This is a genomic window from Streptococcus orisratti DSM 15617, assembly GCF_000380105.1.
In the GTDB taxonomy this organism is placed as follows: Bacteria; Bacillota; Bacilli; order Lactobacillales; family Streptococcaceae; genus Streptococcus; species Streptococcus orisratti.
This window is the reverse complement of the sequence record NZ_KB904471.1, coordinates 1-20057: the sequence shown is the minus strand read 5'-3', so window position 1 is coordinate 20057 and position 20057 is coordinate 1. Positions and strand designations below refer to the sequence as shown.

Sequence of the window (20057 nt, the reverse complement as noted above, 5' to 3'; positions counted from 1 at the left end):
TCTATTGGTGCGTCTTTTTGTTATAATTAAACTATGAATTTACAATCATCACTTGCAGAACTCAAAGGGCTGGGGCCTAAGTCTGCTGAAAAATTTTATAAATTGGGTATCTATACCATTGAGGATTTGTTGCTTTATTTCCCTTTTCGATATGAGGATTTTAAGAGTAAATCGGTTTTTGAATTGACTGACGGTGAGAAGGCAGTTGTCACGGGAACCGTCATCACACCTGCCAATGTTCAATATTATGGTTTCAAGCGTAATCGTCTTTCCTTTAAAATCAAGCAAGGGGAGGCAGTGATTGCTGTGTCTTTCTTTAACCAGCCCTATCTAGCTGATAAGGTTGAATTGGGGCAAGATGTGGCTATTTTTGGCAAATGGGATACAGCTAAGTCTGCTTTGACGGGGATGAAAATCTTGGCACAGGTGGAAGATGACATGCAACCTGTTTATCGAGTTGCTCAAGGCATCTCACAGACTGCTCTGATTAAAGCTATCAAAGCAGCTTTTGATGCTGGCGCAGTGGATTGGCTACCAGAAAATTTACCCCAGACCTTGATTGACAAATACAGGCTACTTGGTCGCGGTCAGGCGACAGCTGCTATGCACTTTCCAAGAGATTTGACAGACTATAAGCAGGCTTTGCGTCGTATTAAGTTTGAAGAACTGTTTTACTTCCAAATGAATCTTCAAGTTTTAAAGGCAGAAAATAAATCGGAAACAAATGGTCAAGTCATCGCTTATGATGAACATGCAGTGGCTGATCAGATTGCAGCTCTGCCATTTCCATTGACAACTGCTCAGAAGCGCAGTTTAGAGGAAATTCTGGCAGATATGCACTCAGGTGCTCACATGAACCGTCTTTTGCAAGGAGATGTGGGCTCTGGGAAGACTGTTATTGCTAGTCTGGCCATGTATGCTGCTTACACGGCTGGCTTTCAATCTGCTCTCATGGTGCCCACGGAAATTCTAGCTGAGCAGCATTTTGAAAGTTTGTCACAGCTCTTTCCTGACTTGTCTATTGCTATCTTGACATCTGGCATGAAAGCACCAGTTAGGCGCACCGCTTTAGAGCAGATTGCCAATGGCTCTGTGGACATGGTTGTGGGAACGCATGCTCTTATTCAGGACACCGTTCAATATCACAAGCTCGGGTTGGTTATCACGGATGAACAGCACCGATTTGGGGTCAATCAGCGTCGTATTTTTCGTGAAAAGGGTGAAAATCCTGATGTTCTCATGATGACTGCAACACCTATTCCACGGACTTTGGCCATTACGGCATTCGGTGAGATGGACGTGTCCATTATTGACGAGATGCCTGCGGGACGCAAGCCTATCATCACGCGTTGGGTCAGGCATGAGCAGCTGGATACGGTTTTGGATTGGGGAAAGAAAGAGCTGACCAAAGAAGCTCAGATCTATGTGATTTCACCTTTGATTGAGGAGTCTGAGGCCTTGGATTTGAAAAACGCTGTCGCTCTGCACCAAGAATTGTCTGACCGTTTTGCGGGTCAAGCCACGGTTGCCCTCATGCATGGTCGCATGAAAAATGAGGAAAAAGACCAAATCATGCAAGATTTCAAGGACAAGAAATCCCAAATTCTGGTTTCCACGACCGTGATTGAAGTTGGGGTTAATGTGCCAAATGCCACTGTGATGATTATCATGGATGCGGACCGTTTTGGACTCAGCCAACTGCACCAGCTGCGCGGTCGCGTGGGTCGTGGTCATAAGCAATCTTATTGTATCTTGGTTGCCAATCCTAAGACAGATAGTGGCAAGGAGCGGATGAAAGCCATGTGCGAGACCACCGATGGTTTTGTATTGGCAGAAGCAGATCTCAAAATGCGTGGTTCAGGAGAGATTTTTGGTACACGCCAATCTGGTATTCCAGAGTTTCAAGTGGCAGACATCGTAGAAGATTACAATATTTTAGAGGAAGCTCGCCGTGTTGCAGCGGAGATTGTCTCTGACAAAAATTGGAAGACTAATGAACGTTGGGCACCTATCGTCCGAAATCTACGTGAAAAGGGTGAGTTTGATTAAAAATTTTAAATTTCTGGTTCATAGGCTGGAGATTTAAAAAAGCCCCAAAATTACGACAAATGCATGAAGAAAATTTTGTTTTCAGATAACGATTTTTCATAAAAAATTATATTTTTATCATAAAATTTTGTTATAATGTCAGTGAAAACGAGGATAAATCAAAGCAACTATGTAAATTTCATGAAAATATTTTTGAAAAAATGCATGTAACTGGAAAACAGCTACATGCATTTTCTTCATGCGAACGGTGTGACCAAAAATGAAAACGCTTTATTTATAAAACTAAAAATGCTACAATGGAAAGAGAATCGGTATTTCGATTTCTTAGAAAAGGAGGTTGCATATGGTTTTTAACAGTGATTGGCTCCTTAGTCAAATCCGAGGCACAGCGAATATGATTGGAAAAGTCTTCAAATTGGAAAATATCCAGATTGATTTGGGGATGACAGAGGACGAAGAGGGACGTTTAGTAAATGGAAATGATTATTTGAATCAATTAGTCATTGATGAAAAATTTGATTTAGCTATTGCTTTTATTAATCACCAAATCAAGCGATTGAGTCCTTATCAGTATCAATATCTCGTGGATGTTTTTACAGAAACTCTCAAGGCACTAGACCCAGAAAGTAAGGACAGAAACGATTTAGATGCTGAAAAGATTGAGAGTATTCATGATAATCTGAAGCAATTTAAATGGTAGTGTGTTGCTAGGCTACCTTAAGATTTTTGTAAGTTTTTTGAAAGCTATATTTAAGTTTTTCCCTTTATACTAAAATCACTAAAAAGAAATGGGGTCATGTTTATGAAAATCAAAGTGAATTACAAGAAGACATTTGTTAAACAGAACACAGCACAGCAACTCTATCTTTATTATCATTCAAAATGATGTCAAAGAATAGGCCTATTGATATGTAATTGTCCATAAAATAATGACAGTTAATAAAAAAAAGTGCTTCGCTAGAAATATAATCTTAGCGAAGTTTTTTGTGTTATTTTGATTTTCGTTAACTATGCTTCATTTCTTAGGTTGTTGGGTACTTCAAAAAAGTAAAATATTTTTATTTTAACAGTGGTTAGATGGAACAGGTTACAGAAAATATATTTGTATGCCTTTGTGGTAAGTTAGTACCCTTTTTCTTGTTAACGGTTTCAAATAGTGTTACAATAATAAGAATCTGTATTCACAGTTCAGCACCTTTATCTAAGGCTAATTTTTCAGCTACTCATCGTTAGTTTTTTTCAAAGTACAATTAGTACTCCCCCCAAAAAACTGCCTTGATTAGTGAAAAACTATCTCTTATTTACAAGCACTTCGCTTGTGAATACAGGTTCTAAGAAAATTAAAGGAAGTCTTTTATGAAACAAAAAATTGGACAATCGGGACTTGAGGGGTCACGTATCGCTCTTGGATGTATGCGAATGGCGGCTCTGGATACAACTGCGGCACAAGAAGTCATCGCCAGTGCTCTAAATCATGATATAAATTTTTTTGATCATGCTGATATTTATGGCGGAGGAGAGTCGGAGAGACGTTTTGGTGAGGCTGTGAAGACTCTAGGTCTGTCCAGAGAGCAATATCTTTTACAGTCCAAATGCGGTATCCGTCAGGGATATTTTGATTTTTCAAAAGAGTACATTTTGTCCTCGGTGGATGGTATCTTGGAGCGTTTAGGAACAGATTACCTCGATTTTCTACTTTTGCATCGCCCAGATGCTTTGGTGGAGCCAGAAGAAGTGGCAGAGGCTTTTTATCAGCTTAAAAAAGCTGGTAAGGTGAAACATTTTGGTGTCAGTAATCAAAATCCTCACCAAATTGCTCTTTTGCAAGCTTATCTTGATCAACCTTTGGCTGTCAATCAGATGCAGTTATCGCCAGCTCATACGCCGATGATTGATACTGGTTTGAACGTGAATATGAAAAATAGCTCTGCTATTGACCGTGATAACGGTGTTATTGATTATTGTCGCTTACACCATATTACTCTTCAGGCTTGGTCAACTTTCCAAATTGACTTAGGACGCGGCCTTTTTATGGGAAATCCCAACTATAAAGAGTTGACAGCAACAATTGAAAAATATGCAAAGCAGTATGCCCTATCTTCTGAAGCAATCATTGTGGCTTGGATTTTGCGTCATCCTGCTAAAATGCAAGCTATCGTTGGTTCCATGAATCCTGAGCGTATTGCTAGAATTGCTGCGGCAGAACAAGTGATTTTAAGTCGTTCAGAGTGGTACGACATTTATCGCAGTGCAGGTAACAGCTTACCTTAAAAGTGAAAACAAGAGGATTGATAATTATAAGAGTTTGGAGAGAGTTATAAAATTTTTAGCTTTGCAGTATTTTCTAAAAGTCATCCTTCGTTCTTGAAGTCGAAAAAGTCTGCTCTTCTCGGTAGACTTTTTTTATCCGAATAAGGTTAAATTTGCTAATATCAGTAAACTCGAAAAACATTGAATTCCAAAGCGCTACTCTACTCATGTAACTTGTCACTATAATGGTCAGATTATTTGCCTTGACCTGTTTGAGCAACCCAGACTACCAATTGCCGTTTTACGTGAGTTTTATAAGACCTTACTTATTTTTTTCTCTGAACATTAGTAAGTATTATTCATCAGTTACGGTCTTTTGGGGCTTTCCTTTTCACTGGAGCAATTGTGAGGCATCTTGTAAGTATTTTTTAAGTAGGATGTGTCTAATTTTCTCTTATTTGATATTTTGTCAAAGGTGACTAACCGCTATAGTTGATTTAAAGGATGCTTTGGTCCAGATGGCTGAGCAGATGATGAGAGTAGTGCAGATGGTCGTTGTGATAACCTGCTTGTTTGAGATTTCCAACTCATAGTGGAATTCTTGTTCTTTGGGTTTGTCGGTAGCAGTGATGGTTAGTTTCATGATTTTCAACCCTTCTTTTGGGAAATGGCGGTGCTTTAGCCTTCGATGTATTCTTTTAAATCTTGTCCTTTGAGGCCAGCATTGAGTGCGATGAGCAGTTTAAGTCGAGCTTTTTGGCTATTAAGTTCTTTGACAAACATAACACCAGATTCGGCAAGCTTAACGCCACCTCCGTCGTAAGCATAAACGGGTTCAGCAATGCCGTTAAAGCAACGGGAGACGAGTACAACTGGAACACCTTTTGCCATTAAACGCACCAATTCCTGAGCGGCTTCGGGCGGGAGATTTCCAGCGCCTAAGGCTTCGATGACGACCCCGTCGATCTTATCAGGATCCAGTAAACTGATAATGCCTTCACCTAATCCCATGCCTGCGTAAGCCTTGATGATAGGGACCGTACCTGATATTTGATTGAGGTCAAAACGGACTCGTGGTTCGGCTGTCTTGAAGAAAAGAATATCATGTTTCATGACGATGCCTAGCGGACCGTGCGTTGGGGTGTTAAAGGTTGCAACATTGGTCGTGTGGGTTTTGGTGACATATTTAGCGGCATGAATTTCATCATTCATAACAACCAGCACTCCCTTGTCAGCAGCTTTTGGATGGATGGCCACGCGCAGAGCAGAAAGGTAATTGTAAATGCCATCGCTACCAAGCTCGTTTGAGCTTCGCATTGCCCCTGTCAAAACAATAGGAATCTCAGGAATGGCCATAGTATCCAAAAAATATGCTGTTTCTTCCAAAGTGTCAGTGCCATGCGTGATGACAACGCCATCGTATTGCCCAGTAGTTTCTCTAATTTTATGGTAAAGGGCCATCATGTGGTAGGGGGTGATATGAGGACTGGGAATATTGAAAAAGTCTATAACAGTTAGTTCAACATCATCAAGCTCAAATCCAACGTGATTCATGGGATTGTCAGTAGAAGGCTTGACGCTTCCGGAATCATCAGCTTGCATGGAAATTGTACCACCTGTATGTAATACAAGGATTTTCTTTGTCATTCTAATACTTCTTTCAAAAATATGTTATAATTTATTTTATCATAAAGAATAGAAAGTAAGGAATTGATTTGACGATAAAGGCAGTCTTTTTTGATATTGACGGTACACTGGTCAACGATCGAAAAAATGTGCAAAAATCTACACAAAAAGCTATTCAAAGTCTTAAACAGCAAGGCGTATTTGTAGGCGTGGCAACGGGGCGCGGACCGGCTTTTGTACAACCCTATTTAGAAAATCTAGGGTTAGATTTTGCGGTTACCTATAATGGCCAGTATATTTTTACCCGTAATCAGGTGCTCTATGATAATCAGCTTACCAAGCCTGTAATATATAAGGTTGTACGTTACGCCATTGATAAACGTCGTGAGATTTCTTTAGGAACAGCTTCTGGTCTGGTTGGTTCACGAATTATTGGAATTGGTACCAGCCAGGTGGGACAGATATTGAGTAGCGTTGTTCCCCAAAAAATGGCGAAAACTGTTGAACGTAGTTTCAAACATCTGATTCGTCGCTTTAAACCTCAAAGCCTTGATAGTTTTAGAACGATGATTAGGGAGCCAATTTATCAAATTGTTTTGGTCGCAACCGAAAATGAGACTGCCAATATTCAGAAACGATTCCCTCAATTGAAGGTGACGAGGAGTAGCCCCTACTCAGCAGATTTAATTTCTAAAGGTCAATCCAAAATAAAAGGAATTGAACGCCTTGGTAAGATTTTTGGATTTGATTTGTCTGAAGTTATGGCTTTTGGTGACTCAGAAAATGACTTGGAAATGCTTTCTGGTGTTGGAATAGGGGTTGCTATGGGAAATGCAGCTGATGTTGTTAAAGAAAGGGCAATTTACACAACAGCGACAAATAATAATGATGGCATTTCGAAAGCACTGGCTCATTACGGTTTGATTTCCTTAGATAGCGACAAGATATTCAGAAGTCGCGATGAAAACTTCAACAAAGTTAAAGATTTTCATCACCTCATGGATGGTGAAACTTTGGAGACTCCAAGGACTTATGACGTTGTTGAGGCAGGACATCGTTCAGATTTTAAAGTTGAAGAAATTGTCGAATTTTTATATGCTGCTAGTCAAAAAGATAAAGCAACTTTCACTCAAGCCCTCTTGAATTTGCATGCTGCGATTGATAAGGCTGCTGAAAAAGTTCAATCAAAAGAACATCCAGAAACGCCACTGGTTGGTCAGGTTGATGCCTTGACAGATTTATTATACCTTACATATGGTTCTTTCGTATTGATGGGAGTTGATCCTAAACCACTATTTGATACTGTACACGAAGCCAATATGGGTAAGATATTCCCAGATGGGAAGGCCCATTTTGATCCGATTAGCCATAAAATCCTCAAGCCAGATGATTGGGAGGAGCGCTTTGCTCCAGAACCAGCCATCAAACGTGAGATTGATCGGCAGATTCAAAAATCATTTAAACGTCAAAAGACAGCTGGATACTAAAAATCCGGCTGTCTTTTGCTTTTCATTTTGAATAGTATAGTAAAAGCTTTAAAGTGTTTTGGCAGTATCACGAACAACCAATAAATCAACTTTCGCATGTCGCATGATGTATTCAGAAGATGATCCAATGAGAAGGCGTTCAAACGTATTGAGACCTGTTGCACCCACCATAATCAAATCAACACTTTCCTTATCAGGAATATCGTGTGCCAGAAGAGTTTTTGGGTTGCCGAATTCAATTATCTGACGGATTTTTTCTAAACCGCGTTTACGGGCTTGACTTTCGTAGTCTGACAGAACATCTTTTGCTTCTTGTTCTAGTTTTTCATAGATATAAGTGTCAAAAGTGGCTACACTTTGGAGTGCACGTGTATCAATAACATGCACTAATAATAATTCAGCATCGTTTCTGAGGGCAATGTTAATTCCCTTTTCAAAAGCAAGTTCAGATTCATAAGAGCCATCAATGGCAACCATAATACGTTCATATTTTTGTAACATTTTGTACCCTCCTTAGCAAATGGCGCTCAGTGAAAACCAAAAGTCGATAATGGAATCGCAATTCAAGTGAGTTTGAACATAGTCTTTTGATTTTTACAGAGTATAACTAGATTTTTAGCAGTAAGTTAGCTAATCAAAATCCTTACAGCTTAATTATACTCCTTTAGAACCCAAAATGAAAGCGTTTTATGGATTTTCCTGAAATTTTTTTAAATTTTACCACAATCAGTAGATTTTCTTTTACTTTTTTTAAATTTAGAAAGATGGTATAATGCTAGGAGACTATCTCGAATGTAGGGGACACTATGAAAATTGACAAGAGGCATCTGCTAAATTATTCTATACTTATACCGTATTTAATTTTATCGGTTATTGGTTTGATTGTTGTTTATTCAACGACAAGTACCACTCTTATCCAAAAAGGTCTTAATCCATTTAGATCGGTCATTAATCAAGGCGCTTTTTGGATTCTTAGTTTGATAGCTATCGTGTTTATCTATAAGTTAAAATTAAACTTTTTAAAAAACTCTAAAGTTCTAACCGTTGTGATGTTAATCGAAATACTAATGTTAGGCTATGCGAGGCTGTTTGCTGCAAAGATTAACGGAGCACATGGTTGGATTGTTGTAGGACCACTTAGTTTTCAACCAGCGGAATACCTGAAGATTATTATAGTTTGGTATCTAGCTTTTACCTTTGCAAGAAAGCAAGAACAAATTGGTATCTATGATTATCAGGCGTTGACAAGGCGTCGCTGGTGGTTCCATAGCTGGAGTGATTTGAGGGATTGGCGGGTTTATTCCCTTCTTATGATTGGTTTGGTAGCTATTCAGCCAGACTTGGGAAATGCTGCTATTATTGTACTAACCTCACTGATTATGTATTCGTTGAGTGGGATTGGCTATAGATGGTTTTCCGCTATACTAACAACAATTACAGCCTTGTCGGCAGCTTTTTTAGGTGGCATTGCGATTATTGGCGTTGATAATGTTGGTAAAGTTCCTGTTTTTGGTTACGTTGCTAAACGTTTTAGCGCTTTCTTTAATCCTTTTCATGATCTTGGTGACTCAGGACATCAATTAGCGAATTCTTACTATGCCATGAGCAATGGTGGTTGGTTTGGGCTTGGCCTAGGAAATTCAATTGAAAAACGCGGCTATTTACCAGAAGCACAAACAGACTTTGTATTTTCTATTGTTATTGAGGAACTCGGCTTGATTGGTGCCGGTTTGATATTAGCCCTTGTTTTTTTCCTTATTCTACGTATCATGAATGTTGGTTTAAAATCAAAAAATGCCTTTAATTCAATGATTGCTCTGGGTGTTGGAGGCATGATGTTGATGCAAATCTTTGTTAACATTGGTGGTATCTCTGGTCTAATTCCTTCTACAGGTGTTACTTTTCCGTTTCTTTCACAAGGAGGAAACAGTCTCTTAGTTTTATCAGCGGCAATTGGTTTTGTTCTTAATATTGATGCCAGCGAGAAGCGAGAACGGATATTAAAAGATGCAGAAGTAGAACTTCAGACGATGCCAGAGGATGTTGCCGATGACAAAATTGTTCACATTGATGATTTTTATTAAATCCAAGAAATTGTATTTGTAGGTGAGAATCGTATTTTGATTTAAGGAAGTTTTTAAAATACTCAGGATAGTTTTTTGAAGAATGATGAGTAGTGTAAATCTAGTCTTAAACGGAAGAATCCGCCTATGAATAAAAGTTCTAAATCTCCCTTTGGAGATTTTTTCTTTTGAATGAAAAATTGTAACCAAACTCAGAGTTGTTCGTTATATTAGCGAAGAATGGAAGTAATCATTTTTAAAGAGAGGGGTGAAGAGGATTAAACTGGATGATTATGAAAAAGAATTAGTAGGATTTGCACAGGAGATTTCCTACTATTTACGAAAGTCGGGTGCTAGTCCTGAACAGGCCAAAGACATTAGTCAAGATATTTTGGTGAAAATGTTGGAAAGTGATATTGTACTCCCTTTTGAAAAAATGAGAGCGTGGATGTATCGTGCCGCTATTCGTCTTTATATTGATTATTACAGACGTGATAAGAAATATTTGGATATTTTACAACGTGATTTCTTCCATGAAGCGAATGACCTGAAATTTGAAACCCCTGATTATCTTCCGCTTCATCAAGCTATTGAGAAACTATCAGATAGATTTCGCATAGTTCTTGATTTATATTATTTTCAAGATTTATCCATCAAGGAAATTGCAAAAGTTCTTCATGTCTCTGTAAGCAAGGTCAAAGTCGATCTTATGCGTGGACGTCAGGAACTTAGAAAGATTTTAGAGAAAGAAGGTTATTGTTATGAAGACTTTTAATGATTTTGAAAAAATAGCACAAAGAAGCAAAGTGAAAAATAGAATTAAACTAGTTGTCCTGAGTACTCTAGTTGCCCTAGCTAGTTTAGGAATAATTGTTAGGTGCTTAACGGAGGTTGCGAGCCGTCATGGAGAGGCTGTCAAAGACACATACCTGCTAATGTCAGAAATCGCCTATCCAAATATCTCTTATAACAATTGGTATTTTAACGCAACGTCAAGCTATACAGGACAGTTTCATTCAGATCGATTTAAAAATATAGATGGTATTGAGGTGCCATATGAAAAAATGGAAGCTTATTATTCAATAAGATTCGCAGACTCGTATGATACTAATGTTTGGTTAACGATGTCATCTGATAAAAAATCTGCCTATACGCATAGTAGTTACTATAAATCTCCTATGTTTTATAATATTAACCATGATTATACAAATAAAGATGACCTCGCTCCTACAAACGACATCTCTCTTGCAGCACAAATGTCTAATCAAGCTATAGAAATGGCAATAACATTTGATAAACCCTACACTTACCAAGAAATACAAAAAATGATTCCAGAGAACCTTCTTGTGAACTGGTATTGGATTGGAAGTAGTAGTGATTTTGATACTGCGGAACGTACACCTGACAAGCAATTGGGGATTTCTACATATGATGGGGAACAACTAAATGATTACAGTTACTCTCTGTTTAGAAAGAATTTAGAGAAAGCAGTAAGCAAAGGGTATCTAGATATGACAGAAAATGGTAGTGATCAAAACGGGAAAAAACAGACATTTAATTTGGCTGAGGATGCTCAAAAATACCTTAATAAAAATAAAAAACTAAAAACTGCTAAGTTTTCAGGAGTTATTCTAACCGGTCGTTCTGAAAATTTTGCACAACTTGAAAGCGCTAAATGGATTTTTGCATCAAACATTGGACAAAGCGTAACCATACAACCATATCATCAACTTATAAAATAAAGAATTCAGCATAAAATACTTGCATTTCCGCTATAATTTGTTAAAATAGTAAGGTAAAGTTAGACCGTATTGCCTACTGTCTATCTATAAAATATATTTTATTGGAGGCTTTTCCTAAAATGGCAAAAGAAAAATACGATCGTAGTAAACCACACGTTAACATTGGTACAATTGGACACGTTGACCACGGTAAAACTACTTTGACAGCAGCTATCACTACTGTATTGGCACGTCGTTTGCCTTCAGCAGTTAACCAACCAAAAGACTATGCGTCTATTGATGCTGCTCCTGAAGAACGCGAACGCGGTATCACAATCAACACTGCACACGTTGAGTACGAAACTGCTAAACGTCACTATGCTCACATTGACGCTCCAGGACACGCGGACTACGTTAAAAACATGATCACTGGTGCTGCCCAAATGGACGGAGCTATCCTTGTAGTAGCTTCTACAGATGGACCAATGCCACAAACTCGTGAACACATCCTTCTTTCACGTCAAGTTGGTGTTAAACACCTTATCGTTTTCATGAACAAAGTTGATTTGGTTGATGACGAAGAATTGCTTGAATTGGTTGAAATGGAAATTCGTGACCTTCTTTCAGAATACGATTTCCCAGGTGATGACCTTCCAGTTATCCAAGGTTCAGCTCTTAAAGCTCTTGAAGGCGATACTCACTATGAAGATATCGTTATGGAATTGATGGATACTGTTGACGAATACATTCCAGAACCACAACGTGATACTGATAAACCATTGCTTCTTCCAGTCGAAGACGTATTCTCAATCACTGGACGTGGTACTGTTGCATCAGGACGTATCGACCGTGGTACTGTTCGTGTCAACGATGAAATCGAAATCGTTGGTATCAAAGACGAAATCCGTAAAGCAGTTGTTACTGGTGTTGAAATGTTCCGTAAACAACTTGACGAAGGTCTTGCTGGTGATAACGTTGGTGTGCTTCTCCGTGGTGTGCAACGTGATGAAATCGAACGTGGTCAAGTTATTGCTAAACCAGGTTCAATTAACCCACACACTAAATTCAAAGGTGAAGTTTACATCCTTTCTAAAGAAGAAGGTGGACGTCATACTCCATTCTTCAATAACTACCGTCCACAGTTCTACTTCCGTACAACTGACGTAACTGGTTCAATCGAATTGCCAGCAGGTGTTGAAATGGTAATGCCTGGTGATAACGTTACAATTGACGTTGAATTGATTCACCCAATCGCTGTTGAACAAGGTACTACTTTCTCTATCCGTGAAGGTGGACGTACTGTTGGTTCAGGTATCGTTTCAGAAATCGAAGCTTAATCAAATTAAGTTCCCATTGAACAATTAAAGCCAGACACTTTATTTGTGAAGGTCTCCTTGTTGGAGGCCTTTTTTCGATAAAGAAATAGTGCAAATTTTATTTCGATAAAGAACAGTAGAATTTTGTGGATTGAAGCTAGGAAATTTTCAGAAAAGCTTTGCTTTATCTTTAAAAGATAGCTAAAGTATGATAAAATAAGGGTGTAAATAAAAAAAGAAGAGGTATGTGAAATGTCACGTAAACCATTTATCGCAGGTAACTGGAAAATGAACAAAAACCCTCAAGAAGCACAAGCTTTTGTTGAGGCCATTGCAGGAAAATTGCCTTCTGCTGACTTAGTAGAAGCTGCTATCGCAGCGCCTGCAGTTGATTTGAATGCTTTGCTTTGGTTCGCTAAAGACTCAGAACTTAAGGTTGCTGCACAAAACTGTTACTTTGAAGATGCTGGTGCCTTCACTGGTGAAACTTCTCCAAAAGTGTTGTCTGAAATGGGCGTTAACTATGTTGTTATTGGTCACTCAGAACGTCGTGAATACTTCCACGAAACTGATGAAGATATTAATAAAAAAGCAAAAGCAATCTTTGCAAATGGTATGCTTCCTATCATTTGTTGTGGTGAAACGCTTGAAACTTACGAAGCTGGTAAAGCAGCAGAATTTGTAGGTGCTCAAGTATCAGCAGCACTTGCAGGATTGTCTGAAGAGCAAGTTTCATCACTTGTTATCGCATACGAACCAATCTGGGCTATCGGTACTGGTAAATCAGCTAGCCAAGACGATGCACAAAAAATGTGTAAAGTTGTTCGTGATGTAGTTGCGAAAGACTTTGGTCAAGCTGTAGCTGACAAAGTTCGTGTGCAATATGGCGGTTCAGTTAAACCTGAAAACGTTGCTTCATACATGGCTTGTCCTGATGTGGACGGTGCTCTCGTTGGTGGTGCATCACTTGACCCAGAAAGTTTCCTTGCATTGCTTGATTTTGTCAAATAAGTTTTAATTAAATAGGAGAGTCCTAGCTAGGCTAGGGCTTTTTTGTATTCTTGCTTTATAAAAAATCTCTCCTTGGATAAAGGAGAGATATGGTTAATGACGTCCAAGGAGTTTTTTAATTCCTTGAATAAATTTGTATTTAATAGGACTTGGATAGTAGCGAAAGGTCCCCATTTTGCGGACAATGTAACCATTGAAGTTCTGTTTGAAACGAAGAACCCCATCTGATCCGTCAAATTCCCCAGTAATACCAAGGAAGTTATAAAAGGTGATTCCTCGTTTGATAGCTTCTAGCATAACATGCTCTTGAAGTGCAACAGGGGCATAAAACTTATTGAATTCAGGGTATGATCCACTAAACAGATAAATAGCTTCTTGCGGTGTATAGATGAAGAGACTACCAGCTAAAATAATATCTTTGTTACCATACTGATTCATAAACTCTTGAGCTTCAGAGATACGATCTGTAAATGTATCAAATTGATGTTGCAATTCACGTTTCTGATTTTTTTTCTTAGACGAAGTAGGATTTTTCTCCAATTGTAATGTAAGATTAGAAATTTGTTTTGAAAGTTGTTGTTGATTTTGGGTTAGATTGGTAATGTAATCTTGAAAATTAATACTTGCAACAGCAAATTCACAAGAATCTTTGAAGCTATCATAAAAATCTTGATAGTAATCTAGTGATTTATCTGCGTATTCACGCCGCTCAGAGGTAGCTGCTGTAATTTCTTTGAACAGATGGAGTTCATCGCGTTTTAATTTGCGAATTTTGATACCAAAAGAAGCCGTTTTATTAGCCAAGGGGCGTCCTTTTTTGCTGAAAGATTTACGCAGAGTATCTGGTGTTAGTCCTGATAAATCCTTGACATAGTGCCAATCAGGTTCACCTCCAGGATAACCCGTCAAGAGCCCGTCGTGGCTAAAGCCGAGCTTTGTCAAAGTTTGGATGAGTTCCGTGTGTTCACCGGAAACTGGTTCTCCCTTTGTGTCAAAGGTTTGATAGGTGTCGTATGGCTTAACAATAAGCTCAAGTGCACCATTTGTTTTGGCATAATTTTGGAGTTCTTGGTAAAATTGTCCCAGATATTTTTGGTCAAGAGAAGCTGGCCCAGAATTGATTTCCATATGAAGTCCACCAGTCATAGGAAGACTATATAGTACTCCAGCTACTTGAATGTTGCCACCATGTCTAAGGCCTAGATAAGTCACTTTGCAACCACGTCTTGAAAGAAGCTCAGCCATTTCCAGAGACTGCATAAAGGACTTGATTTGGGCTTTCCCACAGAATTCTTGAAAACTTTCTGGTGTTAGAATTTCTAATGCCATTAATGGTTACTCCTTGCTTTTTTGCGCCAATTGTAGGCTAGCATGCCAAGTTTATAAAATGGGCTGACTGGGATGTTAAACTCACCAATGTATTCTTCGATACTTGGGTTAAAATTGGATTTAAATTTCGTTAATCCATCGTCAAGAGTGCCTTCAACTCCTCCCATATTTGCCCAGATAATGCCATCAGCAAAGGCATCTTCGAAAACTTTAGGATAAAGAGAGTATTGTGGGTAGAATTTTTTAAATTCATCATTCATACCAGCGTAGAGCATTTCCATAACATTACCAAATGAGACAGATAGGATGCCTGCAATGATGAGTTCATCTGGGTATTTACCAACAAATTCTTCAAATTCTGTTACATATTTTTGAACAGATGTTTTTTGTTGGGTAAGTTTAGTTAGGCGTTTTTTTTGGTGCTCAGCAGTCTCAGCTAAATCTTTTTCGATTTGTGCTAACTGTTCTTTATACTCTACTAAGCGTTTTGGAAGATTAACCTTTGCAAGATGGAGGTAAGCATCGTCACCATAGGTTTCCATCATTTTTCGGAAGTATTCTTCATTTCGGAGAGCAACGCCTTTACGATTTTCTGTTAGAGCAACGACATCGGCAAAAGCCTTCACGTCGGAAATATTTCCTCGGCTAGTAACAACACCTCGATTGATAGCATCTTTCATGAGGCGTTTCGTGTGTTTTGGGAAAGCAGAGGTCATATCGGATTGTGTGTAAACATTGGCTTGAAAACGTGGTTGGATACTTTCAGCAATTTCCATTGTTCTGCCTGTCCAGTCAGCTCCTGCAGAGATGAGGTTGTCAACAACTGCCAACGTCTCTGCATTTTCTTCGACATCTTCACCAATCTTATACTGTTTCAATAATAGAGCCGGATCACACTTAATAAAAAGAGCATGTTTACTTTTCCCATATTTTTTTAGCGATTTAACCACAAAGTCAACCAATTCTTTATTATTGTAGTCCATGATTGGTCCACGTGGAATATAGAGCATAGTGAATCCAAGTGGCAAGGACTTAATCAAAATTGATGCAGAGGCAACTAATTTCCCATCTTGATAGAAACCGAGGCGTTCATTGCCCCAATTATCTTTGATTTTTGCCCAATTTGAACTTTGTAATAAATTAGTTTGTGAACTCGACTTAGCAAATTCATCGTGTTCTTGGGCTGAAATCCCAACTTTATATGTGTACATTATTTTAATACCCACTCTCTAATAGCGTGTGCAACGCCACTTTCTTCATTTGATTTGGTAATATATTTAGCGATTTTCTTGAGTTCTGCTGTGCCATTTTCCATAACGACAGGATTACCAACGACCTCTAGCATGGCGCGGTCATTTTCGGCGTCACCGATGGCCATGGTCTGATTCTTGCTAAGCCCCATCTTTTCAGCGAGATGAATGATAGCATTCCCCTTGCTTGTGTTTTTGTTCATAAACTCAAGGTAGAAAGGTGTTGATTTAACGATATTATACTTGTCATGAAATTCTTGAGGAATCTTTGCAATGGCATCATCTAGAATCTCTGGATCGTCAATGAACATCATTTTGACGATTTCCTTGTTAGCCATTTCTTCGGGTGTTCGATAAAAAATTGGCATATTAACCAGAGTTGACTCATGAACGGTATACTTGCCGATATTACGATTGGCAGTATAGATTCCTTCCTTGGTGATGGCATGCATATGAACATTTAATTTACGGCTGAGAAATTCAATGTCCTGATAATCTTCATAGGTCATGATTTCTTTGACAATGTCCTCACCAGTTGAGGTATCTTGTACTAGACCGCCATTGAAGGTAATCACATAGTCACCCGCATCTTTGAGATTAAGTTCATCAAGTAAATTTTGTACCCCAGCAATGGGACGACCGGTAGCAATGATGATCTTGACTCCCTGAGCTTTTGCATCTTGAATAGCTTGATAGACCTCGGGTGTTATTTTTCGGTCACTTGTAATGAGGGTGCCGTCAATATCAACAGCAACTAGTTTGATAGACATGATTTTCTCCATTTATCTCATAAATTTTCTATCTACTATCTTACTAAAAATCCTGATATTTGTCATGGGTGATGTAGAAATGTGGATGTTTTGCCAAAAGAATAGGTTTATACTATACTATACTAAAACAAGAAAAGGAGGAGTATGATGAAGTGGCAAGATAAGGTTTTAATTGATTTTTCAAAAAATAGGCAGTTGCAAACTGAACGGCTACAGTTGAGACCTATGACAATAGAAGATCTGACCGACTACCATGAGTACACATCTGATGAAGAGGTACTCAAATTTGACTATTTCCCTCATAAAAATTTGGCTGAGAGTGAATTATCTCTGGTTAAGTGGAATTTATCTCAGCCATTGGGGCGCTATGGTATTGAGTTGTTATCTGAAGGGAAGCTAATTGGTAATGCTAGTCTGCGCCCAACTCAAGAAAGAGTCTTGGAAATTGGTTATACTTTGAACAAGGATTATTGGCAGCAAGGTTTGGGGACTGAAGTTGTTTGTGCTCTTTGTCAGTTGGCTTTTGATAAAATAGCTGCGCAGGCCGTTCAAGCAACAGTTATCGCTGACAATCACGCGTCAATTGCTTTGCTTAAAAAATGTGGTTTTCAAAAGATTGCGCAAGATGACCAAGCAAACAATAGCCGCGGTGAGATTTGTTTAACCTATACCTATGAGTTGAAATCCCACTAAGCATAACCTACTATGTCGTTTTTAGTGCGAGATTAGGGAGTTCTATGTCCAGTGAACGATTTGAAGTGGCAAATCAGGAATCGAAGTCCTCAGTCGTAGAAGTCTTAATAGATGGATGAAAAGAGTATATGACAAACTAAGAAGCGTTTTTAACGATTCTAGGTAGAAAATTTCTTTTTTTTATCTGCCTGGCGTAAGAGTGGTTGATAAAAATTTTTAATTTGTCTGTCAGTCAAAACATCTTAAAAAGTTAATCTTACATCAATTTTCAGGATTAAAGTGTTCGTTTGATAGGTAGGACATAAAGGTTTCTTTGTCGGATGAAAAGAGGTCATCAAGGATCAACATTTCTTTTGGAAAATAGAAACGGCGGTCTCCATAGTTTGTGCCCATTAGTGTTTGTACAAGTGCTGAAAGATTTGATAATTCTACAACTGTCCCATCTTTTTGTAGCATGTTGATTTCGGTGCGAGGTTTCGTCTTTTCAGGTCGGTAGATATCGTATGGCAAATCAAAGTTGACATGAATACCTGTGTAGTAGTCTGGGTCAAAACCGACAGATTTGACAAGTTCTGATAAGTGATGTAATTCTGTTTCTGCTTCTTGGTTGAAAGTGACGGATTTAAATATTTTTCGATTGATGAACCGACTTGCGAGGTCAGCTAAAATGCTATCTTCTGATGTCATCCATGTTTGAAAATAGGTATTCATCACGCCATCGTCCAGAGCTAAATAATCAGCTAGCTCAGCCCTATTTTCAAAAAAAGGAATGAGATTGGGTGAGGTTCTTTGAAAAAAGCCCTGATCAAGGTGATAGAGTGACTTGGCACGTTTGAGAAGATTTTGTAAGAGTACTTCCATCGCACGGCTAGCAGGATGAAAATAAACTTGCATATACATCTGATAGCGACTGACTAGGTAGTCTTCTACAGCATGCATACCGCTAGAGCTGAAAGCAATTCCGTCGACAACAGGTTGAATGACTCTAAGAATGCGTGTCAAATCAAATTGTCCATAGCTAACACCACTGTAATAGGAATCTCTCAGTAGGTAGTCCATACGATCACAGTCAATCTGGCTAGAAATTAGTTGTACAACCTGTTTATTTGGATAGGTGTGATTGATGACGCTGGCCACTTTATCGGGAAAGTCTGGAGATACTTGTTTTAAGATGGCGTTGATTTCTGTTTCTGGGCTAGTAATAATTTCCTGTGTGTAGGCTTCGTGATCGGTCTCGAAAAGTCGTTCAAAGGTGTGAGAATAAGCACCATGACCGACATCATGGAGTAAGGCTGCTGTCATTGTAAGCAGAGACTCATCTGGATTCCAAAACTCTTGATATTTGCGGTCAAAAATATTAGTCACTCGTCTGGCAATTTCATAAACGCCTAAACAATGGGTGAAACGGCTGTGTTCAGCACCATGAAAAGTGCTAGCAGTTGTTGGCACTTGCTTGATTCGGCGAAGGCGTTGAAACTCTTTACTGTTGATGAGGTCGTAGATAACCTGATTGTTAACGTTAATATAATTGTGAACGGGGTCACGGAAAACTTTTTCATTCATGCTTTCATTATAACAAAAAGTCTTGAAAAAGCCTGAAAATAGGTTGTTTACTCAGAACAAATGTATGAAGGAAATCATTTGTTGAAAAACTTTTGAAAACCTAAAAATCTCAAATTTTTAGGTATTTCGAGAGAGTTTACTCAAAAATGGTTGTCTTCTTTTCCAAAAATAGCTCTTGAAAAAATTGCTTTCTGTAACTATTATTTTTGACACCTTAACTTTTTAGAATAAATTTTTGTATTTCAGAAATTTATTGGAACTTTTTTCTTCATGCGTATGTCATGGTTGTTTACTTGTGATTTCTTTACAAATACCTGACTTTAATTTACAATAGCTTATAGCGATTATTGGTTCTCAGAAATGGCAAAGCCATATAGGAAAAGGAGAAAAAGTGCAACTTACCATCAAAAATCGAATCAATCTTGATGATCAGACAGAGCTTATCAAACAAGTTTATACTGTTGAAGTCACTGAAAAAAATCATCAATTGTACCTTATTTATACCAACGAGGAAAATGAAAAAGTAATTATTAAATGCTCAAAAAATGAAATGCTCATGACTCGTTACTCACTTCCGAAGTCTATTATGCGTTTTCATCGTGATAGTCCAGCTCTTGTGACTATACCTACACCTTTAGGACTCCAACAATTAGTAACGGTTACTCAGAAATTTTATACTGATTTTGAAAAACAGATGATAGCCATTGACTATCAGTTAAGACAATTAGAGACTGAAGCGCTTTTTGCAGAGTATCAACTAGAACTCAGTTGGCAATAAAATACGACTTGACTTTTTGAGAAAGATTGCTTGTTTTGGTAAATTCTCAAAGTAAGTTCTAGTTCCCGTCCTTCCAGAAGTTACTCTGAGAAAACTGCATAAAACCAACAGAATTTAGTCTCAGACTAAGTTCTGTTTTTGCCTAAAATGC

At 38.3% G+C, this 20057-nt stretch carries 18 protein-coding genes; 11 read left to right on the top strand and 7 right to left on the bottom strand.

Annotated features, from left to right (window positions below; translation table 11 throughout):
• Positions 1 to 33 precede the first annotated feature (33 nt).
• From recG to A3I7_RS0106320, 3 genes are all read left to right on the top strand, one after another.
• Positions 34 to 2049, top strand: coding sequence for an ATP-dependent DNA helicase RecG (recG, locus tag A3I7_RS0106335; protein WP_018375947.1), 2016 nt, complete (start codon positions 34 to 36; stop codon positions 2047 to 2049).
• Positions 2050 to 2392: 343 nt separating this feature from the next.
• Complete coding sequence (locus tag A3I7_RS0106325) at positions 2393 to 2749, top strand: hypothetical protein (protein WP_018375945.1); 357 nt, start codon at positions 2393 to 2395, stop codon at positions 2747 to 2749.
• 656 nt (positions 2750 to 3405) lie between these two features.
• Entirely contained in the window at positions 3406 to 4320 is a 915-nt protein-coding gene (locus A3I7_RS0106320) for an aldo/keto reductase (RefSeq protein ID WP_018375944.1), read from the top strand.
• A 448-nt stretch (positions 4321 to 4768) separates the two neighbouring features.
• On the opposite strand, the gene A3I7_RS14300 is transcribed toward A3I7_RS0106320, so the two are convergent.
• Together A3I7_RS14300 and A3I7_RS0106310 are read right to left on the bottom strand one after the other, a co-directional pair.
• Positions 4769 to 4942 (bottom strand): hypothetical protein, encoded by a 174-nt coding sequence (locus A3I7_RS14300; protein WP_018375943.1) that lies wholly within the window; start codon positions 4940 to 4942, stop codon positions 4769 to 4771.
• Between the two features lie 35 nt (positions 4943 to 4977).
• Complete coding sequence (locus tag A3I7_RS0106310; RefSeq protein WP_018375942.1) at positions 4978 to 5946, bottom strand: asparaginase; 969 nt, start codon at positions 5944 to 5946, stop codon at positions 4978 to 4980.
• Between the two features lie 68 nt (positions 5947 to 6014).
• Between A3I7_RS0106310 and A3I7_RS0106305 the strand changes: the two genes are divergently transcribed.
• Positions 6015 to 7412: a Cof-type HAD-IIB family hydrolase gene (locus tag A3I7_RS0106305; RefSeq protein WP_018375941.1), complete on the top strand. Its 1398-nt coding sequence runs from the start codon at positions 6015 to 6017 to the stop codon at positions 7410 to 7412.
• 48 nt (positions 7413 to 7460) lie between these two features.
• Here the strand turns inward: A3I7_RS0106305 and A3I7_RS0106300 are convergent, their stop codons facing one another.
• Positions 7461 to 7913: a universal stress protein gene (locus A3I7_RS0106300; RefSeq protein ID WP_018375940.1), complete on the bottom strand. Its 453-nt coding sequence runs from the start codon at positions 7911 to 7913 to the stop codon at positions 7461 to 7463.
• A gap of 305 nt (positions 7914 to 8218) precedes the next feature.
• Between A3I7_RS0106300 and ftsW the strand changes: the two genes are divergently transcribed.
• From ftsW to tpiA, 5 genes are all read left to right on the top strand, one after another.
• Complete coding sequence (ftsW, locus tag A3I7_RS0106295; protein ID WP_018375939.1) at positions 8219 to 9496, top strand: cell division peptidoglycan polymerase FtsW; 1278 nt, start codon at positions 8219 to 8221, stop codon at positions 9494 to 9496.
• A 247-nt stretch (positions 9497 to 9743) separates the two neighbouring features.
• Positions 9744 to 10250, top strand: a complete 507-nt coding sequence (locus tag A3I7_RS0106290) for an RNA polymerase sigma factor (protein WP_018375938.1) — start codon at positions 9744 to 9746, stop codon at positions 10248 to 10250.
• Positions 10237 to 11217 carry an anti sigma factor C-terminal domain-containing protein gene (locus A3I7_RS0106285; RefSeq protein ID WP_018375937.1) on the top strand — a complete coding sequence of 327 codons (981 nt, stop codon included), beginning with the start codon at positions 10237 to 10239 and terminating at the stop codon, positions 11215 to 11217. The genes A3I7_RS0106290 and A3I7_RS0106285 overlap by 14 nt, the downstream gene beginning before the upstream one ends.
• A gap of 119 nt (positions 11218 to 11336) precedes the next feature.
• Positions 11337 to 12533, top strand: a complete 1197-nt coding sequence (gene tuf / locus A3I7_RS0106280) for an elongation factor Tu (protein WP_018375936.1) — start codon at positions 11337 to 11339, stop codon at positions 12531 to 12533.
• A gap of 231 nt (positions 12534 to 12764) precedes the next feature.
• Positions 12765 to 13523, top strand: a complete 759-nt coding sequence (gene tpiA / locus A3I7_RS0106275; protein WP_018364060.1) for a triose-phosphate isomerase — start codon at positions 12765 to 12767, stop codon at positions 13521 to 13523.
• Positions 13524 to 13616: 93 nt separating this feature from the next.
• On the opposite strand, the gene A3I7_RS0106270 is transcribed toward tpiA, so the two are convergent.
• Genes A3I7_RS0106270 through yidA form a run of 3 tightly spaced genes read right to left on the bottom strand, consistent with a single transcriptional unit; the run spans position 13617 to position 16872 of the window.
• Positions 13617 to 14852 carry an aminoacyltransferase gene (locus A3I7_RS0106270; protein WP_018375935.1) on the bottom strand — a complete coding sequence of 412 codons (1236 nt, stop codon included), beginning with the start codon at positions 14850 to 14852 and terminating at the stop codon, positions 13617 to 13619.
• Positions 14852 to 16063 (bottom strand): aminoacyltransferase, encoded by a 1212-nt coding sequence (locus tag A3I7_RS0106265; protein ID WP_018375934.1) that lies wholly within the window; start codon positions 16061 to 16063, stop codon positions 14852 to 14854. The genes A3I7_RS0106270 and A3I7_RS0106265 overlap by 1 nt, the downstream gene beginning before the upstream one ends.
• Positions 16063 to 16872, bottom strand: coding sequence for a sugar-phosphatase (yidA, locus tag A3I7_RS0106260; protein WP_018375933.1), 810 nt, complete (start codon positions 16870 to 16872; stop codon positions 16063 to 16065). The genes A3I7_RS0106265 and yidA overlap by 1 nt, the downstream gene beginning before the upstream one ends.
• A 144-nt stretch (positions 16873 to 17016) precedes the next feature.
• On the opposite strand from yidA, the gene A3I7_RS0106255 reads away from it, so the two are divergent.
• Positions 17017 to 17565, top strand: coding sequence for a GNAT family N-acetyltransferase (locus A3I7_RS0106255; protein ID WP_033418611.1), 549 nt, complete (start codon positions 17017 to 17019; stop codon positions 17563 to 17565).
• A 261-nt stretch (positions 17566 to 17826) separates the two neighbouring features.
• On the opposite strand, the gene A3I7_RS0106250 is transcribed toward A3I7_RS0106255, so the two are convergent.
• Positions 17827 to 19128, bottom strand: a complete 1302-nt coding sequence (locus tag A3I7_RS0106250) for an HD domain-containing protein (RefSeq protein WP_018375931.1) — start codon at positions 19126 to 19128, stop codon at positions 17827 to 17829.
• A 391-nt stretch (positions 19129 to 19519) separates the two neighbouring features.
• On the opposite strand from A3I7_RS0106250, the gene A3I7_RS0106245 reads away from it, so the two are divergent.
• On the top strand, positions 19520 to 19906 hold the full coding sequence (locus A3I7_RS0106245) for a YwiB family protein (protein ID WP_018375930.1): 387 nt from the start codon (positions 19520 to 19522) through the stop codon (positions 19904 to 19906).
• Positions 19907 to 20057: the final 151 nt, after the last annotated feature.